Below are 15,408 nucleotides of genomic sequence, written 5' to 3'. Positions count from 1 at the left end.
GGAACGCGTGGACCACTTCGCCTTGGTGCTGCCCGAGGAACCGACCGCGGTCCGGCTGCTCAACACGCGCTGGTGGGACCGCGGTCGGGTCCGCGACGGCCTGGCGGAGCCCGACCACCTCCGGCGCTGGGTCGCCGCCGTCCGGCCGGAGGTGCCGGTCCGAGACGGCGACCTGGCGGCGTTCCGGGGCTTGCGCGACGCCCTGCACGCGCTCGCCGGCCACGCTCTGGGCGACGACATCGCCGTCGAGGAGCCGCTCGCGGTGGTCAACGCCGTGGTGGCCGACGCGCCGAGCCGGCTGGAGTACGTGCTGACCCCGACCGGCGTCGCCCGCCGGACCCGCCGCGACGCCACCCCGGTCGAAGGCCTGCTCGCCGACATCGCCGAGGAACTGCTGGAACTGCTCATCGACGGCAGCCTGGCCCGGTGCCAAGCGCACGGCTGCCGCCACTTCTACGCCCAGAAGCCCCGCCACCGCCAGTGGTGCTCGGCCAAGTGCGGCAATCGCGTCCGGGTGGCCCGGCACTACCAACGCCGGCGCGAGGACACCTGACCGCGCCGCCGGATCCCACGGCCGGTCCTTTCGCGCAGCCGGCTCCGCCCCGCGCCTCCGGCGGCTAGCATGTGCCGGTCGGAAGGGGTGGGATGCACGGGCTCGGCGAGTTGGAAGCGGCGATCATGGACGTGCTGTGGCGCGCTCCCGAGCCGATGAAGGTGCGCGAGGTCCTCGACGAGCTGAACAAGCACCGGAACCTCGCCTACACCACCGTGCTGACCGTGCTGGACAACCTCCACCGCAAGGGCTGGGTGGACCGCGAGCGCGACGGCAAGGCGTTCCGCTACGAGTCGGCCCTGAGCAGGAACGAGGCAGCGGCGAAGGCGCTGCGCGAGGTGCTCACCGCGTCGGGTGACCCGGAGGGCGCGCTGCTGCACTTCGCCCGGTCGGCGTCCGCGCGGGAGACCGAACTGCTGCGCAAGGCCCTCCCCCGCAAGCCCCGCAGAACGTGACCGTCGCGGCGGCGCTGCTGATCACGGCGGCTCTGGTGGGCGTGCTGGCACCTCGGCCGCTGCTGCGGCTGGCCGCCCGCGATGTCGACCCGACGGTTGCCCTCGCCGCGTGGCTGGCGTCCGCGGTCGGTGTCGTGGTCGCCGCGGCGCTGGCGGTGACGCTGCTGCTCGTACCCGACCACGGCACGCACGCTCTCGGCCGCCTGCACCAGTGCTGGTCCTCCCTCGGGCACGGCATGACGCCGGGCGTGGAGGCCGCCGGTGGGCTCTTGGGGCTGGGCCTGGTGGCCGCGCTGCTGGCGCGGCTGGTCGTCGTGAGCACCCGCGCGGCGCGGCGGCGGGCGCGCACCCGGCGGACCCAGTTGGCGACGCTGCGCGTTGCCGCCCGACAGGAATCCGGTACACCCACCACCCTGTGGCTGGACCACGACGCGCCGCTGGCGTTCACCCTCGCCGGCTCGCCCGGCGTCGTGGTCGCGACCGAGGGACTCCACCGGCACCTCACCGATGACCAGGTGGCCGCCGTCCTCACGCACGAGCGGGCCCACCTGGCGGGCCGCCACCACCTGCTGGTCGCGGCCGGCGAGGCGATCGCCACGGTGCTGCCGGTCCTCCCCCTGTTCCGGCACGCGCCCGCCGCGGTGAAGGCCCTGGTCGAACTGGCCGCGGACGCCGCGGCCGTGCGGACGTGCGGCGCCGAGGCGGTCCGGTCGGCGCTGCTGCGGGTGTCTCAGCACGGCACCCCTGGCACGGCGCTGGCGATGGGCCAGGACGCGGTCGAGGTCCGCCTGGAGCGCCTGACCCGCGCCGGCCGGCGGCGGAGCGCACTGGTGAGCCGAGTGTCGTGCGTGGCCGCCTGCACGACCGCGGTGGCGTTGCCCACCGTCGCCGGGTTGGGCGGGCTGCTGGCCCTGATCTCGATCGGCTGCCTCTAGCGGTCGCGGACCACCGTGACCGCCCCTACGATCCACTAATGTGGGTAGTGGGGGCCGATGACCGGCGTCGTGACACTCCTCGTGGTCGCGGTCGCCGTGGTGGCCGCGCTGTACGGCGTGGCGATGCTGGTCCGTCTCGGTGATGCCCTGGCCGACGTCCCGCCCTTCCTGTCCGGCCACGCGCCCCGGGAGCACGCCGTCTCCCGCTTCCACGTGCGCTGGTACACGATCACCATGGTGTTCCTGGCCTTCGACATGGAGATGGTCTTCATGTACCCGTGGGCGCTGGTCGTCGCGGAGATCGGCACGGCCGCCGTGGTGGAGATGTTCCTGTTCCTGGCGGTCTTGATGGCGGGCGTCTGGTACGCGTGGCGGGAGGGCGTCTTCCGGTGGGTCTGACCGAGTGGCTGCTGCGGCGCACTCCCCCGCGTCCCTTCGTCGTCGCGGCGCCCGGCGGTCCCCTGACTCGGATAGCGGTGGAGCGGTTCTGCCGCGAGCACGGCTGGTGGCCGGCGCGCAGTGCGGCCGAGGCGAACCTCCTGGTGGTGGCCGGTCCCGCGAACCCTGAGCTGGAGCCCTACCTCGACCGGGTGTGGGACGCCATCCCGGCTCCGCGTGCCCGCGCCGACATCGCCATCGCTTCCGATGTCCCCGAAGCCCTCACCGAGGCGGTCGAGCGCTTGCGCGATGTCCCCCGCCAGCGGGCCGAGACCGCACGGGCGTTCGCGGAGATGGGGGAAGGCGCGCACGAGATGTCCTGCGGGTCCGGCATGCCCGACCAGCACGATCACCACGGGCACGACATGTCCGGCATGGAGATGCCCGGCGGGATGCCGATGGCCGACCGCGACGACGACCGGGACGGGCTCAAGCTCGACGTGCTGCACGTGCCGCTCGGCCCGGCGCTGCCCGACTGGCCGGAGGGCCTGGTGGTGCACACCGTGCTCCAGGGTGACGTGATCCAGTCCGCGGAGGTCGAGCAGATCGGCCACAGTGGACAGACCGTCGAAGTGCCGGGACTCGTGCACCGGCTCGACAGCGCGGCACGGCTCCTGTCGGTCGCCGGGTGGCGGGATGCCGCGAACACCGCCCGGCGGCTGCGCGACCAGGCGCCGGCGGGTGCGCCGGGGGCCGGGATGGAGCGGTGGGCCGAGCGGGTGCGGCGGTCTCGCACCCTGCGGTGGACGCTCGCCGGAGTCGGTGAGCACGACGGCGGGGACGCGCTGACCCGCTTGTACGGCTGGCTCGCCGGTGAGGATTCCCTGGTGCCGCTGGAGGTTCTGCCCCGGCTGTTGGTGGGTCGGGAGCTGGCCGAGGCGCGGCTGGTCGTCGCGAGTGCGGGTCGGTTGGTCGGCGAGGCGCACGCCCATGGTTGAGAGCACTCCGTGGTGGGGCGGGCTGGTGTTGCCGCTGGTGCTCGGTGTCTTCGTGCTGGCTGCGGCGGCGCTGGACTCCGCTCTGGCCGCACGGGCGGCGGGCGCGCCGGTCGACGTCGTCCGCCCGCTCCGCGACGCCGCCGGTCTGCTGGTGCAGCAGCGCCGGAACACGCTCGCCGCCGACCGGCTGCTGTGGCGCGTCGGTGGCGGAGCCGTGGTGGTGGCCGCGGTCCTGGCGTCGGCGGCCACGCCGTTCGGGCGGTGGGTCGTCGCCGACATGCCGGTGGGCGTGGTGTGGTTCAACGGGATGGAGGTCGTTGCCTGGGCGGCCGTGTGGCTGGTCGGGTGGGGTGCGAATTCGGCGTTCCCGCTGGTGTCCGGGTACCGGTTCGTCGCCCAGGGGCTGGCCTACGAGCTGCCGCACATGTTCGCGCTCATCACGGCGGCGGTAGGCGCGGGCTCGCTGCGGGTCGGCGACATCGTGGCGGCGCAGCAGGGCCTGTGGTTCGTGGTGTGGATGCCGGTCGCGTTCGCCGTGTACCTGCTGTCGGTGTTGGGCATGTCGTTCTTCCGCCCCTTCGACCAGGCCACGGGCGCGGACGCGGGCGGCGGGGTGCTCGCGGAGCTGTCCGGGGTGGACCGGCTGGTGTTCGTGGCGGGGCGGTGGGTGCTGCTGGTGTCGGGTGCGGCGATGGCCGTGCCGCTGTTCCTCGGTGGAGGTAGCGGTCCGGTGCTGCCGGAGTGGCTGTGGTCGGTGGTGAAGACGGCTGCCGTGCTGGGTGTGCTGGTGTGGGCGGGGCGGCGCTTCCCGACGATCCGCGTGGACCGGTTCCAGGAAGTCGCGTGGCTGGTGCTGGTCCCCGCGACGCTGGTGCAGGCGTTGGTGGTGTCGGTGGTCGTGCTCATGAGGGGGTGATGGGCGTTGTGGCGTGACGTGCTCTTCTGGGTGTGCGCCGTGCTCGCCGTGGTGTCCGGTGTGGCCGTGTTCCGGGTGGACTCGATGGCACGGGCGACGTTCGCACTGTTGGCCTCGTTCCTCTTCGCCGCCGTGACGGTGCTGTTGCTGGACTTGCCCTACCTGGGAGTGCTGGTCGTGCTCATGATGATCATGGAGATGGTCGTCATGGCCGTGTTCATGATCATGTACATGATGAACCCGGCCGGGTTGATGCCGATGACGATGGTGCACAACCCCAAGGGGTCGTTGGCGATCGCGGTCGGCACGTTCGTGCTGCTGGCGACCGGCGTGCTGGTGACGCCGTGGCCGGGATCGGACGCGCCGCGCCCCGACGACCCGACGATGCAGCTCGGCGAGGCGTTGATGGGCTCGAAGATGCTGGTGATGATCGTGCTCGGGTTGGCGTTGTTCGCCACGATGGTGTGCACGGTCGTCCTGGCCACCCATCGGGGCCGCTACGACCGCTACGGCGACCGGTTGGAGCGGAAGCGACCGCACGACCCGATCCGGGGAGGGTTGGGGCGATGACCCTCCAGGCGTTCCTGCTGCTGGCCTCGGCGCTGTTCAGCGTCGGGCTCTACGGCGCGCTGTCCCAGCAGTCCATCGTGATGATCATGATGGGGCTGGAGCTGATGGTCAACGCGGTCATCGTCGGGGCGGCCGCGTTCTGGTACTACGCCTCGCCGGACCGGCCGGACGGGCAAGTGGTCGTGTTGTTGGCGGTGACGGCGATGGCCGTGGAGATGGCGGTCGGGTTCGCCGTCACGACGGCGATCTTCCGCAGCCGGGACGTGGACATGACCGACATGGCCGCGGACCTGAAGGGCTGACGGCGTGGAACTGTGGGCCCTGGTCGCCGTGCCGCTCGTCGTCGGCGGTGTGCTCGCGGTCTCGGGCCGGCGCGCGGAGCGGGTCGCGGGTTCGGTCGCCGTGGGCACCGGCGTGCTGGTCCTGGGCTTGGCGGTGTGGGCGGCGGTGGGGCGGCCGGTCGTGTCCGCGCCGTTCCTGGCGGGGCTGCGGTTCGGGTTGGCGGTGGACGGGCTGTCGGCGGCGATGGTGCTCACGGTGGCCGTGGTGCTGTTGGCGGTGCTGGTGTTCGCGACCGGGGACGTCCGGGAGGACCGGGGCCGGTTCTTCGGGCTGGTGCTGGTGTTCGCGGGCGCGATGCTGGTGACGGTGACCGCCACGACCCTGCCGGCGCTGTTGATGTCCTGGGAGGTGATGGGGGCGACGTCCTACGCCCTCATCGGATTTTGGTGGCGGGACGAGGAACGGGTGGTCTCCGGCACCATCGCGTTCCTGACCACGCGGACGGCCGACCTGGGACTCTACCTCGCCGCGGGTGCCGTGCTCGCCGGCGGCTCGGGCGGGTGGGGACTGGACTTCCCGGGGCTGGAAGGCGGCTGGCGCGAGGTCGTGGCGGCGGGGCTGGTCGTGGCGGCGTTCGGCAAGTCGGCCCAACTGCCGTTCAGCTTCTGGTTGTCGCGGGCGATGGCCGGTCCCAGCCCGGTGTCTGCGCTGCTGCACTCGGCGACGATGGTCGCGGCCGGGGCGTACCTGCTGTTGCGGGTGGAGCCGTTGCTGCGTGCAACGGGGTGGGCTGCGGCGGCCGTCGCGTGGGTCGGTGTGGTGACGGCGTTGGCGCTGGGCGCGGTGGCTGTCGTGCAGACCGACCTGAAGCAGTTGCTGGCCGCGTCTACGTGTTCCCAGGTGGGGTTCATGGTCCTCGCGGCGGGAACGGGTGGTGTCGCGGCCGGGGCCGGGCAACTCGTCGCGCACGCGGCCACGAAGAGCCTGCTGTTCCTGTGCGCGGGTGCGTGGCTGACCGCGTTGGGCACCAAGGAGCTGTCCGGGTTGCGCGGTGCCGCACGGCGATATCCGGTGGTCGGGATCAGCTTCTCGGTGGGTGCGCTGGTGTTGGCCGGGGTGCCGCCGTTGTCGATCTGGGTCGCCAAGGACGCCGTGCTGGCCTCGGCGCTGAACGAGTCGGTGGCGCTGTACGTCGTGGGATTGGCCGCCGCCGCGACCAGCGGTCTGTACGCGGGCCGGGCGCTGTTCCTGGTGTGGGCGAGCGGCCCGGAAACGACCGCGGAGACCGCCACGCCCGCCCACTGGCTGCCGCTTCCCCTGCTGGCCGTCGCCGCCGCCGGACTGGGGCTGGTGGTGGGAGGCGGGACGGCGTGGTGGGAGGCGGCGCTGTCGGCCGTGGTGGCGGTGGGCGCGGTGGTGCTCGCCCGGCTGACGACCCGCACGGACGCGTTGGCGCGGCGCAACGGTGTGCTGGCGGGGTGGCTGGGGCTGGAAGCGTTGGCGCGCGTCGCGATCACCGCTCCGACGCTGGCCGTGGCCGGGTGGCTCGCCCGGTTCGACGACCGGGTCGTGGACGGTGGCGTGCGGGCCGCGGCCCGGCTGGGGCTCGGCGCGTCCCGGGTGGCGGACGCCAGGGTGGACCGGTGGGTGGACGGGGTCGTGCAGAGCACGGCGAGGCTGGGTGTCGTGGTCGCCCGGGTCGCGGACACGAAGGTGGACTGGTCGGTGGACGGGATCGTGCGCGGTGTCGCGAACGCGGCGCGGGCGCTGGGCCGGCTCGCCCGCCGGCCGCAGACCGGTCAGCTGCACCAGTACTACGCGCAGGCGGCGGTCGGGTTGCTCGTGCTCGCCGTGGTGGTGGCCGTCGTCGGACGAGGATGAGGTGGACGTGCTCAGCATCGTGGTCTTCCTGCCGGTCGCCGTGGCGGCCGTCCTGCTCGCCCTGCCGCGGGTGGGCGACCGGGCCGTGCGCTGGACCTGGATCGCCGCCACCGCTGTCGACCTGCTGCTCGTCGCGGGGTTGTGGATCGGTTACCGGCCAGGGGACTCGGGGTTCGCCTACGACGTGCACCTGCGGTGGATCCCCAGTGTCGGGTCCGGGTACCACGTCGGCGTGGACGGGATCAGCCTGCCGCTGGTGGCGCTGACCGCCCTGCTGTTCCTCGCGTGCGCGGTCTACTCGGCACGCGAGACCCGCCGGGTCCGGTCGTATGCGGCGCTGTTCCTGTTCCTGGAGACGGTGTGCCTGGGGTTGTTCGTCTCGCTCGACCTCATCCTGTTCTTCGTCTTCTTCGACCTCTCGATCGTGGGCATGTACTTCGTCATCGCGGGCTGGGGACACCGCGACGCGGCACGGGCGGCGCTGAAGTTCTTCCTCTACACGTTCCTCGGCTCGCTGGTCTTGCTGCTGGGCTTCATCGGCCTGTACCTGGCCGCCTCGCCGCACACGTTCGACATCGTGGCGTTGACGGCGCAGAACCCGCTGGCGGGCAGGGGCGTTGTCGCGGCGCTGGTGCTGGTGGCGCTCGGCGTGGGGTTGGCGGTGAAGACGCCGACCGTGCCGTTCCACACCTGGCTGCCACCCGCGCACACGGAGGCTCCGGCGGCCGGGTCGGCGGTGTTGGCGGGGATCCTGCTGAAGATGGGCACGTACGGGTTCGTCCGCATCGTCATGCCTGCCTTGCCGGACACCTGGCGCCGGTACGCGGTCGTCATCGTGGTCGTCGGCGTGGTCAGCGTCGTGTACGGGGCGCTGGTGGCGTTGGCGCAGAAGGACTTCAAGCGGATGATCGCCTACACGTCGGTCAACCACATGGGGTATGTGATCCTCGGCGTCGGCGCGGCCGGGCTGGTGGCGTCGTCGAGCGGGCAGGCGCGGGACCTCGCCGTCACCGGCGCGGTCACGCAGATGGTGAGCCACGGCCTGATCACCGGCGCGCTGTTCCTGCTCGCGGGCGCGCTGTACGACCGGGGCGGCACCTACGTGATGAGCGAGTACGGCGGGCTTGCCGCGCAGGCTCCCCGGTTCGCCGCCCTGACCGGCCTCGCCGCGTTCGCCTCGCTCGGGCTGCCCGGGTTCTCGGGGTTCATCGCGGAGTTCCAGATCTTCACCGGTTCTTTGGGTGGCGCGCCGGTTTCCACCGCCGTGGCGTTCCTGGGCATCCTGATCACCGCCGCGCTGTTCCTGCGTGCGCTGCAACAGGTTCTGCTCGGTGCGTTCCGGGCACCCGGTGGGCGGTTCGGCGACGTCACGACACCCGAAGCGCTCTCCATCACGCCGTTGGTGGTGCTCGCGGCGGTCATCGGGGTGTTCCCGCGCTGGCTGCTGGACGTCGTCGAACCCGCCGCGCGGGCGGTCAACGCGGTCCTCGGCGGGTGACCCCGTGATGGACGAGAACCCTTCGGCGCTGCTGCCGGAGATCCTGCTCGCCGTCGCGGCGATAGTCGGGCTGCTGCTGGGGTCGTACCTGCCACGGCACCGGCAGTGGCTGGTGCGACTGCTCGCGGCGGCGGCGTGTGGTGCCGGCGTCGTGGCCACGGTCGTGAGCGAGAACATGGCGGTGTTCGGTGGCACGTACGTGGTGGACGTCGCCACCAACGCCACCCGGGTCGTGGTCATGGTCTCGGTGGTCTTGGTGCTGTGTCTAGCCGACCCGATCCGGGGTATGGCACGGGAGAGCGAGTTCGTGGTGCTCCTGGTGCTGGCCGCGCTGGGCAGCGTGCTGCTCGCCGGGTCGAACGACCTGATGCTGCTGGCGGCGGCCTACCTGCTCGCAAGCATCCCGCTCTACGCGCTGGCGGGGTTCGCCAAGGACGCGCCGGGCACGGAGGCGTCGCTGAAGTTCTACCTGATGGGCGCGCTGCTCGGGGTGACCACGCTGGCCGGTGTGGTCGTCGTGTTCGGTCTGGGCGGGGCCACCGAGTACACCGCCTTGAGCACCGGGCTGGCCACCGCGCCGCGCCTCGCCGTGGCGGTCGGAGTGGTGGCCGTCCTGGCCGGTCTGCTGTTCAAGGCGGGGGCCGTTCCCGCGCACTTCTGGGTGCCGGACGTGACGGAGGGCTCCGGGGCGGTCGCGGCGGCGTTCATCACGACGGTGCCCAAGATCGGTGCGGTCGTGGCGATCCACCGGCTGATCACCGTCGCCTCCGCACGCCTGGACTGGGCGCTGGTGGTGGCGGTCATCGCGGCGGCCACGATGACCTTGGGCAACCTCGCGGCGTTCTTCCAGGACAACGTCCGGCGACTGCTGGCGTATTCGACGATCAGCCAGGTCGGGTACCTGCTCGTCGGTGTGGCGGCGGCCGGGCACAGCGATCTCGCGCTGCCTGCCGTCCTGCTCTACCTCGGCGGCTATGCCGTGACGAACCTGGGGGCGTTCGCCGTTGTGTGCGCGCTGCCCGCGGCCACCGTGCTCGCCGACTTCCGGGGCCTGCTGCGGCGTCGGCCGTGGCTCGCGGTCAGCCTGGTGGTGGTGCTGCTCGGTCTGGTCGGGACGCCGCCGACGGTGGTGTTCGCGGGCAAGCTGACGGTGTTCACCGCCGCGCTCGACGCGGGCCTGCTGTGGCTCGTCGTCGTCGCCGTGGTGAACACGGTCGCCAGCGTCTTCTACTACCTGCGGTGGATCGGCCCCGCCGTGCGCGGTGAGCCCGCGGACATGCCCGAACCGACGCGCTGGGCGGTGCACACCGCCTACGGAGCAGCCGCCGGGTCAGTCCTCCTCGGTGTCCTCACCGGTCCCCTGCTGGCCGCCCTTGGGGCGTGACTCCCGTTCGGCCTGACGATCTACTACGCACGGTAGGAGTCAGCGGTGACCGGCGCCCCCGCCTGCGTGCGCGGGCGTTCCTTGAGCAGCAGCACCACGATCAGGCCGCCGACCAGCGCGGCGACACCCGCGACGAGGTACGTGACATCCATGCCCGACGAGAACGCCGACCGCACCAGCTCGTCGAGCGAGGAGTTGCCGCCGACCACCTGGTCCGCCCGGCCCGCCGTCACCGCCTCGGTCGCCGCGTGCGGGTCGCCGACGAGGTCCGGGCGGCCGGACAGCGAGCCGTCCACCGACGAACTGAAGATCGCGCCGAGCACGGCGATGCCCAGCGCGTAGCCGAGTTGGCGGAACGTGTTGACGGCACCGCCCGCCATGCCCGCGCGCTGGACCGGGACGGCGGCGACGGCCGCCGATGCCAGCGTCGGCGTCGCCATGCCCACGCCGATCCCGGAGATGACCAGTCCCGGCACGATGACCCACACACCGCCGGAGAAGTCGGCCGCCGCCTGCACCAGAGCGCCGGCCCCGATCACCAGCAGACCCGGTCCGATGCTCCACCGGGGTGGGACGCTGTGCAGGAACCGGCCGGCGAGCAGCGAGACGACGAAGGCCGCGATGCTCTGCGGCAGCAGGACCAGGCCAGTGGTCACCGGTTCGGCGTGCAGCACCGAGCGGAGCCCGACCGTGAGGTACGGCAGGTAGGCGAAGGCCGCGCCCTGGAGCAGCAACGCGCCGACCATCACGCCGGTGAACGACGCACCGCGGAACAGCTTGAGATCGAGCATGGGGTGCGGGCGGGATCGTTCGACCACGACGAAGACCACCAGGGCGACCAACCCCAACGCCACCGGCCACAGGGTCGCGGCGGAGAGCCACCCCGCGTCGTGGACCCGGATGAGCGCGAACGTGACCGCACCCGCGGCGACGGTGAAGGACACCATGCCCGGCAGGTCCAGGCGAGGGCTCGCGGCGTCCCGGGACTCGGCCAGGACCAGGCGCACCAGCACCATCGTGCCCAGGCTGACGAGCAGGCCGAACGCGAAGATCCAGCGCCACCCGAGGTGCTGGGTGAGCAGGCCGCCCAGCAGCGGCCCGACCGCGACCGCGGCGCTGCTCACCGCGCCCCAGACGCCGAAGGCGACACCCCGGTCGCGTCCCCGGTAGGTGACCCCGAGCAGGGCCACGATGGTGGCGAACATGGCCGCCGCGCCGATCCCCTGCACCCCGCGGCCCGCGATCATGACCTGGATGTTCGGCGCGAACGCGCACACCAGCGCACCCGCCGCGTAGACGCCGAGCCCGAGCAGGTAGACCAGTCGTCGCCCCAGCAGGTCGGCGAGCGAGCCCAACCCCAGCAGCAGCGCGGCGAGCGCCAGCGCGTAGACGTTGATCACCCACTGGATGCCGGACAGCGAGGTGTGCAGGCCGGTGGCCATGTCGGGCAGGGCGACGGTGAGGATCGTGACGTCGACCAGCAGGACGAACGTGCCCAGGCACACCGCCACCAGCGGCCACCACTTGACCATGCGCACCCCCGAAGTCGTACGGCCCCGTCAAGGTTCAACACGCCAAACCGTACAGCACAGTCAAGGATGGCGGGCGGCGGTCACCGGCTCGGCGGCGTGAGCGCGCTCAGGATGGTGGCGGCGAGTACGTCGGCTGCGTCGCGTTGGCGGAGTCTGCCTGCGGTGACTTCTTCGGCGGCGGCGTGGAGGAGGCTGTAGAAGATGGTGACCAGCCAGGTTTGGGGGAGGTCGGTGCGGAAGGTGCCTTGACGGCGTCCGCGGGTGATGAGTTTCTCGACTCGGCGTAGGACGGTGTTGTGGAAGCTGCGGACCTGGGCGGGTGGGAGGGTGTCGTGGGCGGCGGTCATGAGGTTGCGGTGGCCGGCGAGGATCTGCCATCCCGATCGGATCAGGCGGGTGAGGGCTTCGGCGGGGTCGTCGTCGTCGAGTGTTTCGGTGTCGAGTACTTCGGCGGCTGTGGTGACCGCGCGGTCGAGTACGTGGGCGACGAGGTCGTGTCTGGACGGGAAGTGGGCGTAGAGGGTGACCCTGCTGACGCCGGCGGCTTTGGCGATGGCGGTCATGTTGACGTCGGGTTGGTCGCTGATGCAGTCCAGTGCCGCGTCGAGGATGGCCTCGATGTTGCGTTCGGCGTCCGCTCGCCGCCGTCCCTCACCGGTCATGCGGGGCATGGTGCCACGGGCGAGGGCCCGCGGCGGTCCGGGGGAACCGCCGCGGGCCGCCGGTGCGGGGTGTCAGGGTGTGGTGGCCAGGTGCCGTTGCGTGCGGGGTGAGGTGGGTGCCTGTGGGTTGGTCGTGGTGGCGGTGCTGCGGAAGCCGCGCAGGCGGAGGCTGTTGCTGACCACGAACACCGAGGAGAACGCCATGGCGGCGCCGGCGATCATGGGGTTGAGCAGGCCCAGTGCGGCCAGGGGTAGGGCGGCGATGTTGTAGGCGAAGGCCCAGAACAGGTTGCCCTTGATGGTGGCCAGGGTGCGCCGTGACAGGCGGATGGCGTCCACCGCGGCTCGCAGGTCGCCGCGGACCAGGGTGAGGTCGCTGGCTTCGATCGCCGCGTCGGTGCCGGTGCCCATGGCCAGGCCGAGGTCGGCCTTGGCCAGGGCCGCGGCGTCGTTGACGCCGTCGCCGACCATCGCCACGACCCGACCCTCGGCTTGGAGGCGGGCGACGACGTCGACCTTGTCCTTGGGCAGGACCTCGGCGATGACCTCGTCGATGCCCACCTCGGCCGCGACCGCCTTCGCCGCGGCCTCGTTGTCGCCGGTCAACAACACCGGGGTCAGCCCCAGCGCCCGCAGCTCACGGACCGCCTCGGCGGAGGTCGGTTTGACGGTGTCGGCGACCACGAGCACCGCGCGCGCCTGACCGTCCCAGGCGACCAGGACGGCCGTGCGGCCCTTGCCCTCGGCGTCGGCCTTCGCGTCCGCGAGTGGGCCGTCCAGGTGGACGCTCCACTCGGCCAGCAGCCGCTGCCTGCCGACGATGACCGCGTGTCCGTCGACCACGCCCTGCACGCCCAGGCCTTCCAGGTTCCGGAAGCCCTCGACCTCGGGTAGTTCGCCGACCCGCTCGGTCGCGCCGGTGGCGACGGCCTTGGCGATGGGGTGTTCGGAGGCGTGCTCCAGAGCGCCGGCCAGCCGCAACACCTCGGTTTCGTCGACACCGTCCGTGTGGATGGCGACCAGGCTCATCCGGCCGGTGGTGACGGTGCCGGTCTTGTCCAGCACCACCGTGTCCACCCGACGGGTCGACTCCAACACCTCCGGCCCCTTGATCAGAATCCCGAGCTGCGCACCCCGCCCCGTGCCCACCAGCAGCGCGGTCGGCGTGGCCAGACCCAGGGCGCACGGACAGGCGATGATCAGGACCGCGACGCCGGCGGTGAACGCCGCCGCCGTCCCCTGCCCCGCACCCAACCAGAACGCCAACGTCCCCACCGCCAGCCCGATCACGATCGGCACGAAAATCCCCGAGACCCGGTCGGCCAGGCGCTGCACCTCGGCCTTGCCGTTCTGCGCGTCCTCCACCAGCCGCGCCATCTGCGCCAACTGGGTGTCCGAGCCGATGCGGGTGGCCCGCACGACCAGGCGGCCGCCGGCGTTGACGGTCGCGCCGACCACGGCGTCACCGGGACCGACCTCGACCGGCACCGACTCACCGGTCAGCATCGACGCGTCCACCGCCGAGTTACCGTCCTCCACCACACCATCGGTGGCGATCTTCTCCCCCGGCCGCACCACGAACCGGTCCCCCACCCTCAGCTCGGCGGTCGGGATCCGGGTCTCGCGGCCGTCGCGTAGCACCGCCACGTCCTTCGCGCCCAGTTCGAGCAGCGCTCGCAGTGCGGCGCCGGCCCGGCGCTTGGAGCGGGCCTCGAAGTACCGGCCGGCCAGGATGAAGGTGGTGACGCCGGCCGCGACCTCCAGGTAGATCGAACCGGTGCCGTCACCACGCTGGATGGTCAACTCGAACGGGTGGGTCATACCGGGCGTCCCGGCCGTACCCCACAGCAGGGCGTAGACCGACCAGGCGAACGCGGCCAGGGTGCCCAGGGAGACCAGGGTGTCCATCGTGGCCGCGCCGTGACGCAGGTTCACCGCCGCCGCACGGTGGAACGGCCACGCACCCCACACGATCACCGGCGCGGCCAACGTCAGGGAGATCCACTGCCAGAAGTCGAACTGCCACGCCGGAACCATCGCCAACACGACCACCGGCACCGTCAGCACGACCGACACCAGCAGCCGCTGCCGCAGCGACGCCGTCGGGTCGACCTCCTCTGCCGAGGCCTCGGCCTGCTCGTTCGCCGGGGTCGGCAGGGTCGCGCCATAGCCGGCGGCCTCCACCGTGGCGATCAGGGCCGCCGGGTCGACGCCCTCGAAGGTGACCTTCGCCTTCTCGGTGGCGTAATTCACCGTCGCCGTCACACCCTCGAGCTTGTTCAGCTTGCGCTCGATCCGGTTCGCGCACGAAGCGCACGTCATGCCGGTGATCGAGAGTTCGACCTGTTCAGCCGCCATGACCGTGTCCGTCCTCGCTCGTGCCGTGGTTGTCCGCGGCGGTCGTCGTCGTGGGTGCCGGTGCCGGGGTGCCGTCGGTGGACACCGTGAACTCGGCGGTCCGGACCACGCCGTTGTGCTGGAAGTCCAGGAACAGGCGGTACCCGCCCTCGCTGGGCACCTCCGCCACGAAGGCGATCTCCGGACCGGGGGCGGTCTTACCGTCGCCGGGCGCGCCCTCGGGGTGGACGTGCAGGTAGGCCAGGTCGCTCTGGCGCAACGCCACCAGGTGACCATACGCCGCCAGATAAGGCTGGAGGTCGGTGACCGGCTTGCCGTCCTTGCTCACCGTCACCTTCACCGGCGACGCCTTGCCCGCCACCAGGTCACCGTCCAGACGCACCTGGTAGCCATCGACCTCGGCGACCCGGGAGGGCGTGTACGCCCGTGGCTCGAACGCGCCGGCCACGGACACGTCGGTGCCCAGGGTGGTTGCCTCGCCACCGGTCGCCTTGAAGTCGGCGAAGACGCGGTACGTGCCCGCCTGCGGGAGGTCCAACGGCACCGTCCACGTGCCATCGGCGGCCATCTCGGGGTGCACGTGCCGGAACCCGGACGTGTCCCGACGCACCACGATCAGATGAAGCTTCTTGTCGTGCTCGACCTCGAACGAGGTCACCGCATGCCCCTCCGGACCCAGGATCCGGAAGGAGAAAGGGCTGGTCCCCGCGGGCAACGTCGTGACGGTGGGCGCGAGGGTGTAGCCGCCCCTGGTCGACGCCAGCCCCTTGGGCAGGTCCTGCGCGCCCTCCGCGACGGTGCCACTGTGGCCGTCCCCGTGCCCGGCCGCCTCACTGCCGTGCGCCTCGCTCTCGACCTTCGGGGCCGACTCGGAGGAAAGAGGACCGACAGCGTTGCCGATCGCCCAGGCGCCGGCGGCGACCAGGACGAGCGCTACACCGTAGGCGGAGAGCTTCGCTGCTGTGTTCATCGAAAATCCCAAAACTCGTGGGGCGCCGCACGGGCC

15 protein-coding genes are annotated in these 15,408 nt (G+C 72.0%); 11 read left to right on the top strand and 4 right to left on the bottom strand.

Annotated features, from left to right (window positions below):
* Positions 1–7: 7 nt before the first annotated feature.
* The 11 genes from DFJ66_RS39285 (at position 8) to DFJ66_RS39235 (ending at position 9,850) form a co-directional block, all read left to right on the top strand.
* Positions 8–553 carry a CGNR zinc finger domain-containing protein gene (locus DFJ66_RS39285; protein WP_121229474.1) on the top strand — a complete coding sequence of 182 codons (546 nt, stop codon included), beginning with the start codon at positions 8–10 and terminating at the stop codon, positions 551–553.
* Between the two features lie 92 nt (positions 554–645).
* Complete coding sequence (locus DFJ66_RS39280) at positions 646–1,008, top strand: BlaI/MecI/CopY family transcriptional regulator (RefSeq protein WP_121229472.1); 363 nt, start codon at positions 646–648, stop codon at positions 1,006–1,008.
* On the top strand, positions 1,005–1,943 hold the full coding sequence (locus DFJ66_RS39275; RefSeq protein WP_121229470.1) for a M56 family metallopeptidase: 939 nt from the start codon (positions 1,005–1,007) through the stop codon (positions 1,941–1,943). Before DFJ66_RS39280 ends, DFJ66_RS39275 begins: the two co-directional genes overlap by 4 nt.
* 57 nt (positions 1,944–2,000) lie before the next feature.
* Complete coding sequence (locus tag DFJ66_RS39270) at positions 2,001–2,342, top strand: NADH-quinone oxidoreductase subunit A (protein WP_121229468.1); 342 nt, start codon at positions 2,001–2,003, stop codon at positions 2,340–2,342.
* A complete protein-coding gene (locus DFJ66_RS39265) occupies positions 2,333–3,319 on the top strand; it encodes a hypothetical protein (RefSeq protein ID WP_121229466.1) in 987 nt (328 codons plus the stop codon). The genes DFJ66_RS39270 and DFJ66_RS39265 overlap by 10 nt, the downstream gene beginning before the upstream one ends.
* Entirely contained in the window at positions 3,312–4,235 is a 924-nt protein-coding gene (locus DFJ66_RS39260; RefSeq protein WP_121229464.1) for a complex I subunit 1 family protein, read from the top strand. Before DFJ66_RS39265 ends, DFJ66_RS39260 begins: the two co-directional genes overlap by 8 nt.
* Positions 4,236–4,241: 6 nt before the next feature.
* Positions 4,242–4,805: an NADH-quinone oxidoreductase subunit J gene (locus tag DFJ66_RS39255; RefSeq protein WP_121229462.1), complete on the top strand. Its 564-nt coding sequence runs from the start codon at positions 4,242–4,244 to the stop codon at positions 4,803–4,805.
* Positions 4,802–5,107: an NADH-quinone oxidoreductase subunit NuoK gene (nuoK, locus tag DFJ66_RS39250; protein ID WP_121229460.1), complete on the top strand. Its 306-nt coding sequence runs from the start codon at positions 4,802–4,804 to the stop codon at positions 5,105–5,107. The genes DFJ66_RS39255 and nuoK overlap by 4 nt, the downstream gene beginning before the upstream one ends.
* A 4-nt stretch (positions 5,108–5,111) precedes the next feature.
* Positions 5,112–6,968 carry an NADH-quinone oxidoreductase subunit 5 family protein gene (locus DFJ66_RS39245; protein WP_121229458.1) on the top strand — a complete coding sequence of 619 codons (1,857 nt, stop codon included), beginning with the start codon at positions 5,112–5,114 and terminating at the stop codon, positions 6,966–6,968.
* A 7-nt stretch (positions 6,969–6,975) separates the two neighbouring features.
* A complete protein-coding gene (locus tag DFJ66_RS39240; RefSeq protein WP_121232396.1) occupies positions 6,976–8,466 on the top strand; it encodes a complex I subunit 4 family protein in 1,491 nt (496 codons plus the stop codon).
* A 7-nt stretch (positions 8,467–8,473) separates the two neighbouring features.
* Entirely contained in the window at positions 8,474–9,850 is a 1,377-nt protein-coding gene (locus tag DFJ66_RS39235) for an NADH-quinone oxidoreductase subunit N (protein ID WP_121229456.1), read from the top strand.
* A 23-nt stretch (positions 9,851–9,873) separates the two neighbouring features.
* Here DFJ66_RS39235 and DFJ66_RS39230 read toward each other — a convergent pair whose 3' ends face one another.
* The 4 genes from DFJ66_RS39230 to DFJ66_RS39215 form a co-directional block, all read right to left on the bottom strand.
* The gene (locus tag DFJ66_RS39230; RefSeq protein WP_121229454.1) at positions 9,874–11,382 is read right to left on the bottom strand and encodes an MFS transporter; all 1,509 of its coding nucleotides are present in this window, start codon (positions 11,380–11,382) and stop codon (positions 9,874–9,876) included.
* Positions 11,383–11,462: 80 nt separating this feature from the next.
* Complete coding sequence (locus DFJ66_RS39225) at positions 11,463–12,044, bottom strand: TetR/AcrR family transcriptional regulator (protein ID WP_211351466.1); 582 nt, start codon at positions 12,042–12,044, stop codon at positions 11,463–11,465.
* A gap of 72 nt (positions 12,045–12,116) precedes the next feature.
* Entirely contained in the window at positions 12,117–14,402 is a 2,286-nt protein-coding gene (locus tag DFJ66_RS39220; RefSeq protein WP_121229450.1) for a heavy metal translocating P-type ATPase, read from the bottom strand.
* Entirely contained in the window at positions 14,392–15,372 is a 981-nt protein-coding gene (locus DFJ66_RS39215; protein WP_121229448.1) for a hypothetical protein, read from the bottom strand. The genes DFJ66_RS39220 and DFJ66_RS39215 overlap by 11 nt, the downstream gene beginning before the upstream one ends.
* Positions 15,373–15,408: the final 36 nt, after the last annotated feature.

The organism is Saccharothrix variisporea (assembly GCF_003634995.1).
GTDB lineage: Bacteria > Actinomycetota > Actinomycetes > Mycobacteriales > Pseudonocardiaceae > Actinosynnema > Actinosynnema variisporeum.
Note: the sequence above shows the minus strand (reverse complement) of the source record. Positions and strands in the feature narration are given on the sequence as shown.

Excerpts from the sequence above, each read along its gene's own strand:
- nuoK (WP_121229460.1), top strand. The coding sequence starts at position 4,802 with ATGACCCTCCAGGCGTTCCTGCTGCTGGCCTCGGCGCTGTTCAGCGTC.
- DFJ66_RS39260 (WP_121229464.1), top strand. The coding sequence starts at position 3,312 with ATGGTTGAGAGCACTCCGTGGTGGGGCGGGCTGGTGTTGCCGCTGGTG.
- DFJ66_RS39230 (WP_121229454.1), bottom strand. The coding sequence starts at position 11,382 with ATGGTCAAGTGGTGGCCGCTGGTGGCGGTGTGCCTGGGCACGTTCGTC.
- DFJ66_RS39215 (WP_121229448.1), bottom strand. The coding sequence starts at position 15,372 with ATGAACACAGCAGCGAAGCTCTCCGCCTACGGTGTAGCGCTCGTCCTG.
- DFJ66_RS39235 (WP_121229456.1), top strand. The coding sequence starts at position 8,474 with ATGGACGAGAACCCTTCGGCGCTGCTGCCGGAGATCCTGCTCGCCGTC.
- DFJ66_RS39220 (WP_121229450.1), bottom strand. The coding sequence starts at position 14,402 with ATGGCGGCTGAACAGGTCGAACTCTCGATCACCGGCATGACGTGCGCT.
- DFJ66_RS39270 (WP_121229468.1), top strand. The coding sequence starts at position 2,001 with ATGACCGGCGTCGTGACACTCCTCGTGGTCGCGGTCGCCGTGGTGGCC.
- DFJ66_RS39225 (WP_211351466.1), bottom strand. The coding sequence starts at position 12,044 with ATGACCGGTGAGGGACGGCGGCGAGCGGACGCCGAACGCAACATCGAG.
- DFJ66_RS39280 (WP_121229472.1), top strand. The coding sequence starts at position 646 with ATGCACGGGCTCGGCGAGTTGGAAGCGGCGATCATGGACGTGCTGTGG.